Raw genomic sequence first — 14,744 nt, 5'->3', positions numbered from 1 at the left:
CTTTACTTAGAGTAAAGCTCGACGATCAGGTGTTCGTTAATGTCCGCAGACAGGTCGGAACGTTCAGGATTACGTTTGAACACACCTTCCATCTTAGCAGCATCAACTTCCAGCCAAGTCGGCTTTTCACGCTGCTCAGCCAGCTCCAGAGCGGCCTTCACACGAGATTGCTTTTTAGCTTTCTCACGTACGCTGACTACGTCATTAGGAGATACCTGATAAGAAGCGATGTTAACAACGCGACCATTTACTACGACTGCTTTATGGCTAACCAGCTGACGTGCTTCTGCACGAGTGGCGCCGAAGCCCATACGGTAAACGACGTTGTCCAGACGACCTTCCAGCAGTTGCAACAGGTTTTCACCGGTGTTGCCTTTCAGGCGGGCTGCTTCTTTATAATAGTTACGGAACTGACGCTCCAGAACGCCGTAGATACGACGAACTTTTTGCTTCTCACGTAACTGAACACCATAGTCAGACAGACGCGGTTTACGCGCACCGTGCTGGCCAGGTGCCTGCTCAATTTTACACTTGGTATCGATCGCACGAACGCCAGACTTAAGGAATAAGTCTGTGCCCTCACGACGGCTCAGCTTGAGCTTAGGACCCAAATATCTTGCCATTTTCTTTCTCCAACAATCCGAGGAACGACGTTATACGCGACGTTTCTTCGGCGGACGACAACCGTTATGAGGGATCGGAGTCACATCAGTAATATTAGTGATGCGGAAACCAGCCGCGTTCAACGCGCGGATAGTAGACTCACGGCCAGGACCAGGTCCTTTAACCATAACTTCCAGATTCTTAATTCCGTACTCTTTTACTGCTTCGGCGCAACGTTCTGCTGCTACCTGTGCGGCAAATGGAGTGGATTTACGAGAACCACGGAAACCGGAACCACCGGCTGTTGCCCAACCCAGTGCGTTACCCTGACGATCAGTAATGGTAACAATGGTGTTGTTGAAAGAAGCATGGACGTGAGCCACACCGTCAGAGACTTGCTTTCTTACACGCTTACGTGCACGAATAGGTGCCTTTGCCATTATTCAATCACCCCGATTATTTCTTGATCGGTTTACGCGGACCCTTACGGGTACGTGCGTTGGTCTTAGTACGCTGACCGCGAACCGGTAGACCACGACGATGACGCAAACCACGATAGGTACCAAGATCCATCAGACGCTTGATGCTCAGGGTTACTTCACGACGCAGGTCACCTTCTACAGTGTACTTGGCAACTTCGTCACGCAGCTTATCGATTTGCTCTTCAGACAGCTCACTGATCTTAACATTTTCAGCAATGCCCGTTGCTTCACAGATAGCCTGTGAGCGGGTCTTGCCGATACCGAAGATCGCAGTCAATGCGATAACAGTATGTTTTTGATCAGGAATGTTAATGCCTGCTATACGGGCCACTATGCACTCCTAAATTTTTATACAACAGCACCACTCTGAAAAGCCCGTTTTCAGGATACTCAAATGATACTGTAGCAACATACAAAAGATTGGCTGGCTAATCTAGCCAGCTCAACCCAACTTTGCAAGAAAAATATGCGAGATAATCAGCCTTGACGCTGTTTATGCTTCGGTTCTACGCTGCAAATCACACGCACAACACCGTTGCGCTTAACAATTTTACAGTTACGACATAATTTCTTGACGGAAGCACGAACTTTCATTTTACTCTCCGTAACTTCTCAAACTCACCAAGATTAGCGGTTATAGCCTTTCAGGTTCGCTTTCTTCAATGCAGACTCGTACTGACTTGACATCATCAGAGTTTGCACTTGAGCCATAAAGTCCATGATGACCACGACTACGATGAGTAGTGATGTACCACCAAAGTAGAATGGTACTTTCATTGCATCACGCATGAACTCCGGGATCAGGCAGATAAAGGTAATGTACAAGGCACCGATTAAGGTTAAACGAGTCATTACTTTATCGATATACTTCGCCGTTTGCTCTCCCGGACGAATTCCTGGTACGAATGCACCGGACTTCTTCAGGTTATCAGCTGTTTCTCTTGGGTTGAAAACCAACGCCGTATAGAAGAAACAGAAGAAGATGATTGCAGACGCATAGAGTAACACATAAAGCGGTTGCCCAGGCTGCAAATACAGCGAAATTGTTGTCAGCCAGTTCCAACCGGTGCCGCCCCCAAACCAAGATGCAATCGTGGCTGGGAACAGAATAATGCTGGAAGCAAAGATAGCAGGAATTACGCCAGCCATATTCACTTTCAACGGTAAATGTGTGCTCTGTGCTGCATAAACACGACGTCCTTGCTGACGCTTAGCATAGTTAACGACGATACGACGTTGACCACGTTCAACGAAAACAACGAAGAAGGTTACTGCAAATACTAACACTGCAACCAACAGCAACAGGAGGAAGTGCAGGTCGCCCTGCCGCGCTTGCTCGATAGTATGGCCAATGGCCGGCGGTAAACCCGCTACAATCCCCGCAAAGATAATGATTGAGATACCGTTACCGATACCGCGCTCAGTTATCTGCTCACCCAGCCACATCAGGAACATTGTCCCAGTAACTAAGCTCACCACTGCGGTGAAGTAGAACGCAAAGCCAGGGTTAATAACCAAGCCTTGCATTCCTGGCATATTCGGAAGACCGGTAGCAATACCGATCGACTGAAATATGGCTAAAACCAGCGTACCATAACGGGTGTACTGACTAATCTTACGACGGCCAGCCTCCCCTTCTTTCTTAATTTCCGCTAACGCTGGGTGAACCACCGTCAGTAGCTGGATAATAATTGACGCCGAAATATACGGCATAATACCCAGAGCAAAGATAGAAGCACGGCTGAGTGCACCACCAGAGAACATGTTAAACATTTCAATGATGGTGCCTCTCTGCTGTTCGAGCAGTTTGGCAAGTACAGCGGCATCAATACCAGGGATCGGAATAAAAGAGCCAATACGGAAAACTATGAGCGCCCCAATTACAAACAGCAGTCTGCGCTTGAGTTCGCCAAGTCCACCCTTGGCACTTTGATAATCTAATCCTGGTTGCTTAGCCATCTGCTACTTATTCCTCAATTTTACCGCCAGCAGCTTCGATAGCAGCACGAGCGCCTTTGGTGACACGCAGGCCACGCAAAGTCACAGCACGATTGATTTCACCAGAAAGCATAACTTTCGCGAATTCAATCTGTGGGCCAACTACGTTAGCGGCTTTCAGAGTGTTCAGGTCGATAACATCGCCTTCAACTAAAGCGATCTCTGACAGACGAACTTCTGCAGTGATCATTGCTTTACGAGAAGTAAAGCCGAATTTCGGCAGACGACGGTACAGAGGCATCTGACCACCTTCGAAACCACGACGTACGCCACCGCCAGAACGAGACTTCTGACCTTTGTGACCACGACCGCCAGTTTTACCCAGGCCAGAACCGATACCACGACCCAGACGCTTGGAAGCGTGCTTGGACCCTTCGGCCGGAGACAGAGTATTTAAACGCATCTCTTACTCCTCAACTTTAACCATGTAGGAAACCGCGTTGACCATACCACGTACAGCAGGAGTATCCTCGCGCTCTACGGTGTGGCCAATACGACGCAGACCCAGGCCAAGCAGCGTTGCCTTGTGTTTCGGCAGACGACCGATTGCACTGCGGGTTTGAGTTATTTTAATAGTCTTTGCCATGGTCAATTACCCCAGAATTTCTTCAACGGATTTACCACGCTTGGCAGCGACCATTTCTGGGGACTTCATGCTAGCCAGACCATCGATAGTTGCACGAACCACGTTAATTGGGTTGGTGGAACCATAGGCCTTAGCTAGAACGTTGTGAACCCCAGCGACTTCCAGAACGGCGCGCATTGCACCACCGGCAATAATACCGGTACCTTCGGAAGCCGGCTGCATGAACACACGAGAACCCGTGTGAGCACCTTTAACAGGATGCTGCAGGGTGCCGCTGTTCAGCGCGACATTCATCATGTTGCGACGGGCTTTTTCCATCGCTTTCTGGATCGCTGCTGGAACTTCACGCGCTTTACCGTAACCAAAACCTACGCGACCATTGCCATCACCCACTACAGTTAGTGCGGTGAAGCTAAAAATACGGCCACCTTTTACAGTTTTAGATACGCGATTTACCGCGATCAGCTTTTCCTGCAGTTCGCCAGCTTGTTTTTCGATGTGAGCCATCTTACACCTCTACCTTAGAACTGAAGGCCAGCTTCACGGGCAGCATCTGCCAGTGCCTGGACACGACCATGATATTGGAAACCAGAGCGGTCAAAAGATACGCCTTTGATGCCCTTCTCCAACGCGCGCTCAGCAATAGTTTTACCTACAGCGATTGCAGCATCTTTGTTCCCAGTATATTTCAGTTGTTCACTGATTGCTTTTTCTACAGTAGAAGCAGCGACCAGAACTTCAGAACCATTCGGAGCAATTACCTGTGCGTAAATATGACGCGGGGTACGATGTACCACCAGGCGAGTTGCACCCAGCTCTTTGAGCTTGCGGCGTGCGCGGGTCGCACGACGGATACGAGCAGATTTCTTATCCATAGTGTTACCTTACTTCTTCTTAGCCTCTTTGGTACGCACGACTTCGTCGGCGTAACGGACACCCTTGCCTTTATAAGGCTCAGGACGACGGTAAGCGCGCAGATCTGCTGCCACTTGTCCGATTAACTGCTTATCAGCGCCTTTCAGCACGATTTCAGTCTGGGACGGGCATTCAGCAGTGATACCTGCTGGCAGAGCATGTTCAACTGGGTGAGAGAAGCCTAAGGCTAAATTCACAGAGTTGCCCTTAACTGCTGCACGGTAACCGACACCTACCAACTGAAGCTTCTTAGTGAAGCCTTCGGTAACACCAACAACCATTGCGTTAAGCAGAGCACGAGTGGTACCCGCTTGGGCCCACGCATTTGCAAAACCTTCGCGTGGAGCGAAAGTCAGTGCATTATCAGCATGCTTAACTTCAACGGCGTCGTGGACTGTACGAGTCAGCTCGCCGTTTTTACCCTTAATCGAAATTACCTGACCGTTGAGTTTAACCTCTACGCCGGCAGGAATGACGACGGGTGCTTTTGCAACACGAGACATTCTTTCCTCCCGATTAAGCTACGTAGCAGATAATCTCGCCACCAAGACCAGCCTGGCGAGCTGCACGATCAGTCATAACACCTTTAGAGGTAGAAACAACAGCGATACCCAAACCGGCCATAACTTTTGGCAGCTCATCTTTTTTCTTATAGATGCGCAGACCTGGACGGCTGATACGTTGAATGCTTTCTACCACTGCCTTGCCCTGGAAGTACTTCAGTACTAATTCCAGTACAGGCTTGGTGTCGCCTTCGATTTTGAAATCTTCAATAAAACCTTCTTCCTTCAGCACGTTGGCAATTGCCACTTTCAGCTTGGAGGAAGGCATGGTGACCGCAACTTTGTTCGCGGCTTGACCGTTACGGATACGGGTCAGCATATCCGCGATCGGATCTTGCATGCTCATCTGTCTTTACTCCCGTGATTCAATTGGTGACAATTACCAGCTAGCCTTTTTCAGACCCGGGATTTCACCGCGCATAGCGGCTTCACGGACCTTGATACGGCTCAACCCGAACTTACGCAGGAAAGCGTGCGGACGGCCAGTTTGACGGCAGCGGTTACGCTGACGGGACGGGCTGGAATCACGCGGCAGAGTCTGCAGCTTAAGAACAGCATCCCAACGATCTTCGTCAGAAGCGTTCACGTTAGAGATGATCGCTTTCAGTTCAACGCGTTTGGCAAAGAACTTATCAGCTAATTTCACGCGTTTGACTTCGCGTGCTTTCATGGATTGCTTAGCCATTAGTAACCCTACCTTACTTGCGGAACGGGAAGTTGAAAGCAGTCAGCAGCGCACGGCCTTCATCATCGGATTTCGCAGTAGTGGTAATGGTAATATCCAAACCACGAACGCGATCGACTTTATCATAATCGATTTCCGGGAAGATGATCTGTTCACGCACGCCCATGCTGTAGTTACCACGACCATCGAATGACTTAGCGGACAAGCCACGGAAGTCACGGATACGAGGTACAGCAATGGAAATCAGACGCTCAAAGAACTCCCACATGCGTTCGCCACGCAGAGTTACTTTACAGCCGATCGGATAGCCCTGGCGGATTTTGAAGCCTGCAACTGATTTGCGTGCTTTAGTGATCAACGGTTTTTGACCGGAGATTGCTGCTAAGTCAGCTGCTGCGTTATCCAGCAGTTTCTTATCAGCGATCGCTTCACCAACACCCATATTCAGGGTAATCTTCTCGACCCGTGGGACTTGCATGACAGAATTGTAGCCGAACTCAGACATGAGTTGCTTGACTACTTCGTCTTTGTAGTAATCATGCAGTTTCGCCATCGTACTACTCCAAATTACTTGATAGTTTCGCTGTTAGATTTGAAGAAACGGACTTTTTTGCCGTCTTCGAATCTAAAGCCTACACGGTCAGCCTTACCGGTTGCCGCATTGAAGAGAGCAATGTTAGAAACCTGAATAGCAGCTTCTTTTTCAACAATGCCACCTGGTTGGTTCAGGGCCGGAACCGGCTTCTGATGTTTCTTAACCAGGTTGATACCTTCAACGATGACCTTGCCAGAAGACAGGACATTTTTTACTTTACCGCGCTTACCTTTATCTTTACCGGTTAGCACGATAACTTCGTCATCACGACGGATTTTCGCTGCCATGGTTCGCTCCTTAGAGTACTTCTGGTGCCAGAGAGATAATTTTCATGAACTTTTCATTACGCAGTTCACGAGTTACCGGCCCAAAAATACGCGTACCGATAGGCTGCTCAGAGTTATTGTTCAAAATAACACAAGCATTGCCATCGAAGCGAATGACAGAACCGTCCGGGCGACGAACACCCTTCTTGGTGCGCACCACTACCGCCTTCAGCACATCGCCTTTCTTGACCTTGCCACGAGGAATTGCTTCCTTGATGGTGATCTTGATGATGTCGCCGACGCCTGCGTAGCGACGGTGCGAGCCACCTAGAACCTTGATACACATTACGCGACGTGCACCGGAGTTGTCGGCCACGTTCAGCATAGTCTGTTCTTGGATCATGTTAGTGCTCCGCTAATGTCAACTACAACTTTGGACCCAGAATGGGTCGTTTGAAATCCCCACAATTGAGGGCGCAGCATTATAACACCGCTTCCAGAATATGGGTAGAAAAAATAAACGGCTCAAAAACTGAGCCGTTTATAGTACTCGAGATGCGTACTGTATTACAGAACGGCTTTCTCTACAACGCGAACCAGCGTCCAAGACTTAGTCTTAGACAGTGGACGGCATTCGCGGATTTCTACCACGTCACCGATTCCACATTCGTTGTTCTCGTCGTGTACGTGCAGCTTGGTCGTACGTTTGATGAATTTACCATACATTGGGTGCTTCACCATACGCTCGATCGTAACAACAACGGATTTCTCCATTTTGTCACTAACTACTCGACCTTGCAGAGTACGGATTTGATCAGTCATTACGCACCCGCCTTCTCAGTCAGTAAAGTCTTAACGCGTGCGACATCACGACGCACTTGCTTCAACAGGTGAGATTGTTGCAGCTGACCGCTTGCCGCTTGCATGCGCAAGTTAAATTGCTCACGCAGCAGGCTCAGCAGTTCAGTGTTCAGCTCTTCAACACTTTTCTCACGCAGCTCTTGTGCTTTCATTACATCACCGTCTTAGTTACAAAGGTGGTTTTGATAGGCAGTTTCGCTGCTGCCAGCTTGAAGGCCTCACGGGCCAGCTCTTCAGGCACGCCGTCCATTTCGTACAGGACTTTACCCGGCTGGATCAAGGCAACCCAATACTCTACGTTACCTTTACCTTTACCCATACGAACTTCAAGCGGCTTTTCAGTGATCGGCTTGTCTGGGAACACACGGATCCAGATTTTACCCTGACGCTTAACTGCACGAGTCATCGCACGACGAGCTGCTTCGATTTGACGAGCAGTCAGACGGCCACGGCCAACAGCTTTCAGACCGAAAGTGCCGAAGCTAACATCCGTACCTTGCGCCAGACCACGGTTGCGGCCTTTGTGCACCTTACGGAATTTTGTACGCTTTGGTTGTAACATTCAGCGACTCTCCTTACTTGCGGCCTTTACGCTGCTGCTTTTTAGGTTGAGCAGCCGGTTTTTCCGGTTGTTCAACGGCAGCCATACCACCCAGGATCTCACCTTTGAAGATCCATACCTTAACGCCGATTACACCATAAGTGGTGTGCGCTTCAGAGGTGTTGTAATCGATATCCGCACGCAGAGTATGCAACGGAACACGACCTTCACGGTACCATTCGGTACGCGCGATTTCAGCACCGCCAAGGCGGCCGCTTACTTCAACTTTAATACCTTTAGCGCCCAGACGCATTGCGTTCTGTACAGCACGCTTCATAGCACGACGGAACATAACACGACGTTCCAGCTGTGAAGTGATGCTATCAGCAACCAATTTTGCGTCCAGTTCTGGTTTACGAACTTCGGCGATATTGATTTGCGCAGGAACGCCAGCGATATCCGCTACGACCTTACGCAGTTTTTCGACATCTTCACCTTTCTTGCCGATAACGATGCCTGGACGAGCAGTGTGAATAGTCACACGGATGCTCTTCGCAGGACGCTCGATAACGATGCGAGAAACGGAAGCCTTCGCCAGTTCCTTAGTCAGGAATTGACGAACTTTAAAGTCGCTGTCTAGGTTGTCAGCGAACTCTTTGGTATTCGCGAACCAAGTAGAGTTCCAAGGTTTGACAATACCCAGGCGAATACCATTAGGATGTACTTTCTGACCCATTGCTAGTCTCCAGAGTCTCAGCGATCGGACACAACCACAGTAATGTGGCTGGTGCGCTTCAGGATACGATCTGCACGACCTTTAGCACGCGGCATAATGCGCTTCATGCTTGGGCCTTCGTCGACGAAAATTTTCGTCACTTTCAGATCATCGATGTCAGCGCCATCGTTGTGTTCTGCGTTAGCAATAGCAGACTCAAGTACTTTCTTAACCAGACCAGCAGCTTTCTTGTTGGTGTAGGCTAAAGTTTCCAGAGCTTGCGACACTTTCTTACCGCGGATCAGGTCAGCAACGAGGCGAACCTTCTGAGCAGAAGAACGAGCGTGGCGATGTTTAGCGATAGTTTCCATCTCTTCCTCCTACCTTAGCGCTTTTTGGCTTTTTTATCAGCCGCATGGCCGCGATAAGTACGAGTCGGCGCGAATTCACCTAACTTGTGACCGACCATTTCATCGGCTACAAATACTGGAACGTGCTGACGACCATTATGGACAGCGATGGTCAAACCGATCATGTTTGGAAAGACCGTTGAACGACGGGACCAAGTCTTAATAGGCTTTTTGTCTCCGCTTTCCACCGCTTTCTCTACCTTCTTCAGCAAGTGCAGGTCAATGAAAGGACCTTTCTTGAGAGAACGTGGCATGGCTTATCCTCTAATTATTTTTTGCTACGGCGACGTACGATGAATTTATCAGTACGCTTGTTGCTGCGGGTCTTCTTACCTTTGGTCTGCAGGCCCCATGGGGACACTGGATGCTTACCAAAGTTACGACCTTCACCACCACCGTGTGGATGGTCGACTGGGTTCATCGCAGTACCGCGAACGGTAGGACGAACACCACGCCAGCGGCTTGCACCTGCTTTACCCAGAACGCGCAGCATATGCTCAGCGTTACCAACTTCGCCTAAAGTAGCACGGCAGTCGGATGGGACTTTACGCATTTCACCAGAACGCAGACGCAGGGTGACATAAGCACCATCGCGAGCAACGATCTGAACGTATGCGCCAGCAGAACGAGCCAGCTGACCACCTTTGCCTGGTTTCATTTCTACGTTATGAACAGTAGAACCAACCGGGATGTTACGCATCGGCAAGGTGTTGCCAGGTTTGATAGCAGCATCAACACCAGATTGAATCTGGTCACCCGCTTTCAGGCCTTTAGGCGCCAGGATATAACGACGTTCGCCGTCTTTGTACAGAACCAGCGCGATGTTCGCGGAACGGTTCGGATCATATTCCAGACGCTCAACAACAGCAGGAACACCATCTTTGTTGCGTTTGAAGTCAACCAGACGATAATGCTGTTTATGACCACCACCGATGTGACGAGTGGTGATGCGGCCATTGTTGTTACGGCCACCGGATTTGCTCAGTTTTTCAAGCAACGGGGCATACGGTTTGCCCTTGTGCAGCTCAGGGTTAACCACTTTAACAACGTGGCGACGACCCGGAGATGTCGGTTTACATTTAACAATTGCCATTGTTCGCTACTCCTCCGACTTACTCTGCGCCGCCGATGAAGTCCAGATTCTGGCCTTCTTTCAGGGTGACGTAAGCTTTTTTCCAGTCGCTACGACGACCAACACGCTGACCGTGACGCTTCACTTTACCTTTAACTACCAGGGTGTGAACTGCATCAACTTCAACTTCGAACAGTTTCTTAACTGCGGCTTTGATTTCTGCTTTAGTTGCATCTTTAGCAACTTTGAGAACGATGGTGTTGGTTTTTTCCATCACCATAGACGCTTTTTCAGAAACGTGCGGCGCGCGCAGTACTTTCAGCAGACGTTCTTCACGGATCATGCCAGCATCTCCTCAACTTGCTTCACAGCGTCAGCAGTCATAACCACTTTGTCGAAGGCGATCAAGCTAACTGGGTCGATACCTGTAACGTCGCGCACGTCAACCTTGTACAGGTTGCGAGCAGCCAGGAACAGATTTTCGTCGACTTCGCCGGTTACAATCAGCACGTCTTCCAACGCCATATCTTTCAGTTTCTGTGCCAGCAGCTTAGTTTTAGGCGCTTCTACAGAGAACTTCTCAACGACGATCAGACGATCTTGACGTACCAGTTCGGACAGAATGCTTTTCAGCGCGCCGCGGTACATCTTTTTGTTAACTTTTTGACTGTGATCCTGAGGCTTCGCAGCGAATGAAACGCCACCGGAACGCCAGATCGGGCTCTTAACAGAACCAGAACGAGCGCGGCCAGTACCTTTCTGACGCCACGGTTTTTTGCCGGAACCAGTTACTTCAGCACGGGTCTTCTGAGCACGAGTACCTTGACGGGCACCAGCTGCATAAGCAACTACAACCTGGTGTACCAGCGCTTCGTTGAAATCACGACCGAAGGTAGTTTCGGAAACAGTCAGCGCGCTTTGCGCGTCTTTCAATACTAATTCCATTCCTATCTCCTCACGCCTTAACAGCTGGTTTAACGATCAGGTCGCCACCGGTTGCACCCGGAACAGCACCCTTAACCAGCAGCAGGTTGCGCTCAGCGTCAACACGTACTACATCCAGGCTCTGAACGGTTACGCGTTCGTTACCCAGTTGGCCTGCCATTTTCTTGCCTTTGAACACTTTGCCCGGAGTCTGGTTCTGACCGATAGAACCCGGAACGCGGTGAGACAAGGAGTTACCATGGGTAGCATCTTGGGTACGGAAGTTCCAGCGCTTAACTGTGCCAGCAAAACCTTTACCTTTAGAAGTACCGGTAACGTCAACTTTTTTAACGTCAGCAAAAATTTCAACGCTAATGCTCTGACCTACAGTGAACTCTTCGCCTTCGTTCAGACGGAATTCACGCAGAGTGCGGCCAGCTTCTACGCCAGCTTTAGCGAAGTGACCAGCTTCTGGCTTAGATACGCGGTTTGCTTTTTTAGCACCCGTAGTTACCTGTACAGCACAGTAGCCGTCGTTATCCAGGGTTTTCACCTGAGTAACACGGTTTGCTTCGATTTCGATAACGGTTACTGGGATAGAAACGCCATCTTCAGTGAAGATGCGGGTCATACCCACTTTTTTACCGACTAAACCAATCATTGTTTCAACCTCTCAATCGTTCAATGACCTGATTAACCCAGGCTGATCTGCACGTCTACACCAGCAGCCAGATCCAGACGCATCAGAGCATCAACGGTTTTCTCGGTTGGCTCAACGATGTCAACCAGACGCTTGTGAGTGCGAATTTCGTACTGATCGCGCGCGTCTTTGTTGACGTGCGGAGAAATCAGAACGGTAAAGCGCTCTTTGCGGGTCGGCAGCGGGATCGGACCACGGACTTGCGCACCAGTGCGCTTAGCAGTCTCGACGATTTCCGCGGTTGATTGATCGATCAGACGATGATCAAACGCTTTCAGGCGGATACGGATTCTTTGGTTCTGCATGAGACCAGAGCTCCAATTATTTTATAAACGTAAAAAATTACTCCTCGCACCCATTTCGATTGATGGGGGAGTGTAATCGTTCAACATATAACCCCCATATCGGGAGTATTGTTCGACAGCCTAAGACTGTCTCTGATTTAAAATCAGACCTACCAAGATTAGGCAAGCCCGCGCATTATACGTAAACCAGCTCAGGAAGCAACCTAAATGCGCAAAAATAGTGAGTGCCGTTGCGTAATAAAGGCTTACTACAATGCCTATCCTTATCAAATATAAACAATAGACCATCAACACGCGAAAGAAGCATTACACAATTATCATCCTAATATGTGAACTCGACTGTAAAAACATGCCAGTAACCCTTTCTGCCTTTCCAATATGATGCTGCAAGTTGCATACCTGAGGTAAAGCAAATGGCACCCTTCGCTGACAATATCGAGCATATTTTATCTGGTATGCCTTTTCACATCCTCATCAGCTTACTCTTTGCGTTTATCTGTGGATGTGTAACCCGCTTTGTCTGTAATAGACTTCCATCAAAGATACTTCGCGTGGATACGGACAGCTTAGAACATCCCCACCTACCGTTTTACAATCTCTGTCGGGGTAGCACTAATGAGTTCATTTTTTATGGTCTGCTTTTTACCGGTATTTGTATTTTTACGAGCAGCGGCTTCACCAAGCTTCCCCTTATCTGGCTGATAAGCTGGTTTCTTACGACGTTGTCTATAATAGATCTCCGCCATTACCTGTTACCGGATATTCTTACCCTCCCCTTCCTATGGCTTGGCCTACTTTATAACGCGTATTCACATACGGTTCGCCCGTCGGATGCCATTGCTGGCGCCGCTATAGGCTATCTTTCCATATGGCTACTCTTTTGGATTGCTAAGTTGCGGATGCACAAGCACGGTATTGGGCTTGGAGACGCGAAACTTTTGGCAGCGCTCGGGGCATGGACGGGAAAGGATAATGTGACATGGATATGCTTATGGGCATCACTGGGAGGTATTGTTTGGTGGGCTTTACGGACAATCTACTCGAACGATAAAAACCACCCTTTGCCTTTTGGCCCCTGCTTAGCCATTCCTGGCTGGGTGGTTATTGCCGATATCTTGCGCTCATAGATCGTTAGGCTTCTTCTTTCACTTGCGCCAACAGGTAATTTTGAATCCCAAGACGCTGGATAAGATCGAGTTCGGTCTCAAGCCAATCGATATGTTTTTCTTCATCAGAGAGAATATCGATCATTAAATCACGGCTTACGTAATCATGAACAGAATCACAGTAGGCGATCCCTTCACGCAAATTTTTAGCGCCGTCTAACTCAAGTTTTAAATCAGAGCGGAGCATCTCCTCAACATCTTCGCCAATGTTAAGCTTGCCAAGATCCTGCAGATTTGGCAGCCCCTCTAAAAATAAAATCCTTTCGATATAGCGATCTGCATGTTTCATTTCATCAATGGACTCATGGTATTCAACGTCATTGAGACGAGTGAGTCCCCAGTTTTTGAACATACGTGCGTGAAGGAAATACTGATTGATAGCAACTAGCTCGTTACCAAGTAGCTTATTGAGATGAGTAATGACTTTCTTATCGCCTTTCATAAACAAAACCCTCCGCTTCCAGTTCTTTTAGTGTAGAACCAGACGTTGAAGAGTCAAAAAATAACCACTTTTTTATGCTACGTTTATGAAGTCGCTCTGTATTACGGCTGTTTCCTCATCAAAAATTTCGCGAGCCTGACGTATGCATTTTCCACATTCTGTCCCAAGAGGAACAATTTTTCGCAGATGATGCAACGAGCTCGGTTGATATTTACGGATCGCATGACGAATTGTTTTGTCAGAAATCCCATTACATAAGCAAACGTACATAGCACTTCTCTTTGCCACTTTGATAATACTAGTCTAAATAATAAACATTATCATTTCAACATGAGCGCCGATTATTTGTGCAAAATAAGTGCTGCATAGAGGCAATAAAAAAGGGCGCCTAAGCGCCCTTTCATGCATTAAGTTAAGAAGCTAAAAAATTAGCTCATTACCTTAGCAACAACACCAGCACCAACGGTACGGCCGCCTTCACGGATTGCGAAGCGCAGACCATCGTCCATTGCGATTGGGTGGATCAGGGTAACGATCATTTTGATGTTATCGCCTGGCATTACCATTTCCACGCCTTCTGGCAGTTCGATGGTACCGGTCACGTCAGTAGTACGGAAGTAGAACTGTGGACGGTAGCCTTTGAAGAACGGAGTATGACGGCCGCCTTCGTCTTTGCTCAGAATATAAACTTCTGATTCGAACTTGGTGTGTGGCTTGATAGAACCTGGTTTAGCCAGAACCTGACCACGTTCGATGTCTTCACGCTTGATACCACGCAGCAGAACACCAACGTTCTCGCCTGCACGACCTTCGTCCAGCAGCTTACGGAACATTTCAACGCCAGTACAAGTTGATTTAACGGTATCTTTGATACCAACGATCTCAACTTCTTCACCAACTTTAACGATACCGCGC

At 48.6% G+C, this 14,744-nt stretch carries 30 protein-coding genes; 1 reads left to right on the top strand and 29 read right to left on the bottom strand.

From position 1 onward, the window contains the following. Positions 1 to 2: 2 nt before the first annotated feature. From rpsD to rpsJ, 26 genes are all read right to left on the bottom strand, one after another. Positions 3 to 623: a 30S ribosomal protein S4 gene (gene rpsD / locus M988_RS01520; RefSeq protein WP_004846554.1), complete on the bottom strand. Its 621-nt coding sequence runs from the start codon at positions 621 to 623 to the stop codon at positions 3 to 5. A gap of 30 nt (positions 624 to 653) precedes the next feature. Next, the gene (rpsK, locus tag M988_RS01515; protein ID WP_002438687.1) at positions 654 to 1,043 is read right to left on the bottom strand and encodes a 30S ribosomal protein S11; all 390 of its coding nucleotides are present in this window, start codon (positions 1,041 to 1,043) and stop codon (positions 654 to 656) included. Positions 1,044 to 1,059: 16 nt separating this feature from the next. Next, positions 1,060 to 1,416, bottom strand: a complete 357-nt coding sequence (gene rpsM, locus M988_RS01510) for a 30S ribosomal protein S13 (protein WP_008815461.1) — start codon at positions 1,414 to 1,416, stop codon at positions 1,060 to 1,062. Between the two features lie 146 nt (positions 1,417 to 1,562). Further along, positions 1,563 to 1,679 (bottom strand): 50S ribosomal protein L36, encoded by a 117-nt coding sequence (gene rpmJ, locus M988_RS01505; protein ID WP_008815462.1) that lies wholly within the window; start codon positions 1,677 to 1,679, stop codon positions 1,563 to 1,565. Positions 1,680 to 1,712: 33 nt separating this feature from the next. After that, positions 1,713 to 3,044 carry a preprotein translocase subunit SecY gene (gene secY, locus M988_RS01500; RefSeq protein ID WP_004846557.1) on the bottom strand — a complete coding sequence of 444 codons (1,332 nt, stop codon included), beginning with the start codon at positions 3,042 to 3,044 and terminating at the stop codon, positions 1,713 to 1,715. 7 nt (positions 3,045 to 3,051) lie between these two features. After that, a complete protein-coding gene (gene rplO, locus M988_RS01495) occupies positions 3,052 to 3,486 on the bottom strand; it encodes a 50S ribosomal protein L15 (RefSeq protein WP_004846562.1) in 435 nt (144 codons plus the stop codon). 3 nt (positions 3,487 to 3,489) lie between these two features. Next, the gene (gene rpmD / locus M988_RS01490) at positions 3,490 to 3,669 is read right to left on the bottom strand and encodes a 50S ribosomal protein L30 (protein ID WP_004846568.1); all 180 of its coding nucleotides are present in this window, start codon (positions 3,667 to 3,669) and stop codon (positions 3,490 to 3,492) included. A gap of 6 nt (positions 3,670 to 3,675) precedes the next feature. Further along, positions 3,676 to 4,176, bottom strand: coding sequence for a 30S ribosomal protein S5 (rpsE, locus tag M988_RS01485; protein ID WP_004846569.1), 501 nt, complete (start codon positions 4,174 to 4,176; stop codon positions 3,676 to 3,678). 14 nt (positions 4,177 to 4,190) lie between these two features. Further along, the gene (gene rplR / locus M988_RS01480; RefSeq protein WP_004846572.1) at positions 4,191 to 4,544 is read right to left on the bottom strand and encodes a 50S ribosomal protein L18; all 354 of its coding nucleotides are present in this window, start codon (positions 4,542 to 4,544) and stop codon (positions 4,191 to 4,193) included. Between the two features lie 9 nt (positions 4,545 to 4,553). Further along, positions 4,554 to 5,087, bottom strand: a complete 534-nt coding sequence (gene rplF, locus M988_RS01475) for a 50S ribosomal protein L6 (RefSeq protein WP_004846576.1) — start codon at positions 5,085 to 5,087, stop codon at positions 4,554 to 4,556. A 13-nt stretch (positions 5,088 to 5,100) separates the two neighbouring features. Then, positions 5,101 to 5,493, bottom strand: coding sequence for a 30S ribosomal protein S8 (rpsH, locus tag M988_RS01470; RefSeq protein ID WP_004846579.1), 393 nt, complete (start codon positions 5,491 to 5,493; stop codon positions 5,101 to 5,103). Positions 5,494 to 5,526: 33 nt separating this feature from the next. Continuing rightward, entirely contained in the window at positions 5,527 to 5,832 is a 306-nt protein-coding gene (gene rpsN, locus M988_RS01465) for a 30S ribosomal protein S14 (RefSeq protein ID WP_004846582.1), read from the bottom strand. Between the two features lie 13 nt (positions 5,833 to 5,845). Next, positions 5,846 to 6,385: a 50S ribosomal protein L5 gene (rplE, locus tag M988_RS01460; RefSeq protein ID WP_004846583.1), complete on the bottom strand. Its 540-nt coding sequence runs from the start codon at positions 6,383 to 6,385 to the stop codon at positions 5,846 to 5,848. A gap of 14 nt (positions 6,386 to 6,399) precedes the next feature. Next, positions 6,400 to 6,714 (bottom strand): 50S ribosomal protein L24, encoded by a 315-nt coding sequence (gene rplX, locus M988_RS01455; RefSeq protein WP_004846586.1) that lies wholly within the window; start codon positions 6,712 to 6,714, stop codon positions 6,400 to 6,402. A gap of 10 nt (positions 6,715 to 6,724) precedes the next feature. After that, a complete protein-coding gene (rplN, locus tag M988_RS01450) occupies positions 6,725 to 7,096 on the bottom strand; it encodes a 50S ribosomal protein L14 (protein WP_000613954.1) in 372 nt (123 codons plus the stop codon). Between the two features lie 164 nt (positions 7,097 to 7,260). Next, a complete protein-coding gene (rpsQ, locus tag M988_RS01445; protein WP_004846590.1) occupies positions 7,261 to 7,515 on the bottom strand; it encodes a 30S ribosomal protein S17 in 255 nt (84 codons plus the stop codon). Beyond that, on the bottom strand, positions 7,515 to 7,706 hold the full coding sequence (gene rpmC / locus M988_RS01440; RefSeq protein ID WP_004846592.1) for a 50S ribosomal protein L29: 192 nt from the start codon (positions 7,704 to 7,706) through the stop codon (positions 7,515 to 7,517). The genes rpsQ and rpmC overlap by 1 nt, the downstream gene beginning before the upstream one ends. Further along, on the bottom strand, positions 7,706 to 8,116 hold the full coding sequence (rplP, locus tag M988_RS01435; protein WP_002438716.1) for a 50S ribosomal protein L16: 411 nt from the start codon (positions 8,114 to 8,116) through the stop codon (positions 7,706 to 7,708). Before rplP ends, rpmC begins: the two co-directional genes overlap by 1 nt. Before the next feature lie 13 nt (positions 8,117 to 8,129). Beyond that, positions 8,130 to 8,831 carry a 30S ribosomal protein S3 gene (rpsC, locus tag M988_RS01430; protein WP_004846598.1) on the bottom strand — a complete coding sequence of 234 codons (702 nt, stop codon included), beginning with the start codon at positions 8,829 to 8,831 and terminating at the stop codon, positions 8,130 to 8,132. A 17-nt stretch (positions 8,832 to 8,848) separates the two neighbouring features. Continuing rightward, positions 8,849 to 9,181, bottom strand: a complete 333-nt coding sequence (rplV, locus tag M988_RS01425) for a 50S ribosomal protein L22 (protein ID WP_004391423.1) — start codon at positions 9,179 to 9,181, stop codon at positions 8,849 to 8,851. 14 nt (positions 9,182 to 9,195) lie between these two features. Beyond that, positions 9,196 to 9,474: a 30S ribosomal protein S19 gene (gene rpsS / locus M988_RS01420; RefSeq protein WP_004846600.1), complete on the bottom strand. Its 279-nt coding sequence runs from the start codon at positions 9,472 to 9,474 to the stop codon at positions 9,196 to 9,198. Between the two features lie 14 nt (positions 9,475 to 9,488). Further along, the gene (rplB, locus tag M988_RS01415) at positions 9,489 to 10,313 is read right to left on the bottom strand and encodes a 50S ribosomal protein L2 (protein WP_004846602.1); all 825 of its coding nucleotides are present in this window, start codon (positions 10,311 to 10,313) and stop codon (positions 9,489 to 9,491) included. Between the two features lie 19 nt (positions 10,314 to 10,332). Continuing rightward, the gene (gene rplW / locus M988_RS01410) at positions 10,333 to 10,635 is read right to left on the bottom strand and encodes a 50S ribosomal protein L23 (protein WP_004846604.1); all 303 of its coding nucleotides are present in this window, start codon (positions 10,633 to 10,635) and stop codon (positions 10,333 to 10,335) included. After that, on the bottom strand, positions 10,632 to 11,237 hold the full coding sequence (gene rplD, locus M988_RS01405; protein WP_004846606.1) for a 50S ribosomal protein L4: 606 nt from the start codon (positions 11,235 to 11,237) through the stop codon (positions 10,632 to 10,634). The genes rplW and rplD overlap by 4 nt, the downstream gene beginning before the upstream one ends. A 10-nt stretch (positions 11,238 to 11,247) precedes the next feature. Continuing rightward, positions 11,248 to 11,877 carry a 50S ribosomal protein L3 gene (rplC, locus tag M988_RS01400; protein ID WP_004846608.1) on the bottom strand — a complete coding sequence of 210 codons (630 nt, stop codon included), beginning with the start codon at positions 11,875 to 11,877 and terminating at the stop codon, positions 11,248 to 11,250. Positions 11,878 to 11,909: 32 nt separating this feature from the next. Next, on the bottom strand, positions 11,910 to 12,221 hold the full coding sequence (gene rpsJ, locus M988_RS01395; RefSeq protein WP_001181005.1) for a 30S ribosomal protein S10: 312 nt from the start codon (positions 12,219 to 12,221) through the stop codon (positions 11,910 to 11,912). A gap of 413 nt (positions 12,222 to 12,634) precedes the next feature. Between rpsJ and M988_RS01390 the strand changes: the two genes are divergently transcribed. Further along, positions 12,635 to 13,348, top strand: coding sequence for a prepilin peptidase (locus M988_RS01390; RefSeq protein WP_061059461.1), 714 nt, complete (start codon positions 12,635 to 12,637; stop codon positions 13,346 to 13,348). Between the two features lie 4 nt (positions 13,349 to 13,352). Here M988_RS01390 and bfr read toward each other — a convergent pair whose 3' ends face one another. The 3 genes from bfr to M988_RS01380 form a co-directional block, all read right to left on the bottom strand. After that, complete coding sequence (gene bfr, locus M988_RS01385) at positions 13,353 to 13,829, bottom strand: bacterioferritin (protein WP_004846612.1); 477 nt, start codon at positions 13,827 to 13,829, stop codon at positions 13,353 to 13,355. Positions 13,830 to 13,901: 72 nt separating this feature from the next. Then, positions 13,902 to 14,099: a bacterioferritin-associated ferredoxin gene (gene bfd / locus M988_RS22215; protein ID WP_008815464.1), complete on the bottom strand. Its 198-nt coding sequence runs from the start codon at positions 14,097 to 14,099 to the stop codon at positions 13,902 to 13,904. A 158-nt stretch (positions 14,100 to 14,257) separates the two neighbouring features. Beyond that, positions 14,258 to 14,744 (bottom strand): EF-Tu C-terminal domain-related protein (locus M988_RS01380; RefSeq protein ID WP_248846489.1); only part of this gene is annotated, 487 nt, incomplete at its 5' end.

This window comes from Hafnia paralvei ATCC 29927 (assembly GCF_001655005.1).
Classification (GTDB): domain Bacteria; phylum Pseudomonadota; class Gammaproteobacteria; order Enterobacterales; family Enterobacteriaceae; genus Hafnia; species Hafnia paralvei.
This window is presented reverse-complemented; position numbering and strand designations above follow the sequence as displayed.

Excerpts from the sequence above, each read along its gene's own strand:
- rpsH (WP_004846579.1), bottom strand. The coding sequence starts at position 5,493 with ATGAGCATGCAAGATCCGATCGCGGATATGCTGACCCGTATCCGTAAC.
- rplO (WP_004846562.1), bottom strand. The coding sequence starts at position 3,486 with ATGCGTTTAAATACTCTGTCTCCGGCCGAAGGGTCCAAGCACGCTTCC.
- M988_RS01390 (WP_061059461.1), top strand. The coding sequence starts at position 12,635 with ATGGCACCCTTCGCTGACAATATCGAGCATATTTTATCTGGTATGCCT.
- rplW (WP_004846604.1), bottom strand. The coding sequence starts at position 10,635 with ATGATCCGTGAAGAACGTCTGCTGAAAGTACTGCGCGCGCCGCACGTT.
- rpsD (WP_004846554.1), bottom strand. The coding sequence starts at position 623 with ATGGCAAGATATTTGGGTCCTAAGCTCAAGCTGAGCCGTCGTGAGGGC.
- rpsJ (WP_001181005.1), bottom strand. The coding sequence starts at position 12,221 with ATGCAGAACCAAAGAATCCGTATCCGCCTGAAAGCGTTTGATCATCGT.
- rpsE (WP_004846569.1), bottom strand. The coding sequence starts at position 4,176 with ATGGCTCACATCGAAAAACAAGCTGGCGAACTGCAGGAAAAGCTGATC.
- rpmJ (WP_008815462.1), bottom strand. The coding sequence starts at position 1,679 with ATGAAAGTTCGTGCTTCCGTCAAGAAATTATGTCGTAACTGTAAAATT.
- rpsN (WP_004846582.1), bottom strand. The coding sequence starts at position 5,832 with ATGGCTAAGCAATCCATGAAAGCACGCGAAGTCAAACGCGTGAAATTA.
- rpsC (WP_004846598.1), bottom strand. The coding sequence starts at position 8,831 with ATGGGTCAGAAAGTACATCCTAATGGTATTCGCCTGGGTATTGTCAAA.
- rplE (WP_004846583.1), bottom strand. The coding sequence starts at position 6,385 with ATGGCGAAACTGCATGATTACTACAAAGACGAAGTAGTCAAGCAACTC.
- rplR (WP_004846572.1), bottom strand. The coding sequence starts at position 4,544 with ATGGATAAGAAATCTGCTCGTATCCGTCGTGCGACCCGCGCACGCCGC.
- rpmC (WP_004846592.1), bottom strand. The coding sequence starts at position 7,706 with ATGAAAGCACAAGAGCTGCGTGAGAAAAGTGTTGAAGAGCTGAACACT.
- rplN (WP_000613954.1), bottom strand. The coding sequence starts at position 7,096 with ATGATCCAAGAACAGACTATGCTGAACGTGGCCGACAACTCCGGTGCA.
- rpmD (WP_004846568.1), bottom strand. The coding sequence starts at position 3,669 with ATGGCAAAGACTATTAAAATAACTCAAACCCGCAGTGCAATCGGTCGT.
- bfd (WP_008815464.1), bottom strand. The coding sequence starts at position 14,099 with ATGTACGTTTGCTTATGTAATGGGATTTCTGACAAAACAATTCGTCAT.
- rpsS (WP_004846600.1), bottom strand. The coding sequence starts at position 9,474 with ATGCCACGTTCTCTCAAGAAAGGTCCTTTCATTGACCTGCACTTGCTG.
- rplC (WP_004846608.1), bottom strand. The coding sequence starts at position 11,877 with ATGATTGGTTTAGTCGGTAAAAAAGTGGGTATGACCCGCATCTTCACT.
- rpsQ (WP_004846590.1), bottom strand. The coding sequence starts at position 7,515 with ATGACTGATCAAATCCGTACTCTGCAAGGTCGAGTAGTTAGTGACAAA.
- rplB (WP_004846602.1), bottom strand. The coding sequence starts at position 10,313 with ATGGCAATTGTTAAATGTAAACCGACATCTCCGGGTCGTCGCCACGTT.
- rpsK (WP_002438687.1), bottom strand. The coding sequence starts at position 1,043 with ATGGCAAAGGCACCTATTCGTGCACGTAAGCGTGTAAGAAAGCAAGTC.
- rplD (WP_004846606.1), bottom strand. The coding sequence starts at position 11,237 with ATGGAATTAGTATTGAAAGACGCGCAAAGCGCGCTGACTGTTTCCGAA.
- rplF (WP_004846576.1), bottom strand. The coding sequence starts at position 5,087 with ATGTCTCGTGTTGCAAAAGCACCCGTCGTCATTCCTGCCGGCGTAGAG.
- rplX (WP_004846586.1), bottom strand. The coding sequence starts at position 6,714 with ATGGCAGCGAAAATCCGTCGTGATGACGAAGTTATCGTGCTAACCGGT.
- rplV (WP_004391423.1), bottom strand. The coding sequence starts at position 9,181 with ATGGAAACTATCGCTAAACATCGCCACGCTCGTTCTTCTGCTCAGAAG.
- secY (WP_004846557.1), bottom strand. The coding sequence starts at position 3,044 with ATGGCTAAGCAACCAGGATTAGATTATCAAAGTGCCAAGGGTGGACTT.
- rplP (WP_002438716.1), bottom strand. The coding sequence starts at position 8,116 with ATGTTACAACCAAAGCGTACAAAATTCCGTAAGGTGCACAAAGGCCGC.
- bfr (WP_004846612.1), bottom strand. The coding sequence starts at position 13,829 with ATGAAAGGCGATAAGAAAGTCATTACTCATCTCAATAAGCTACTTGGT.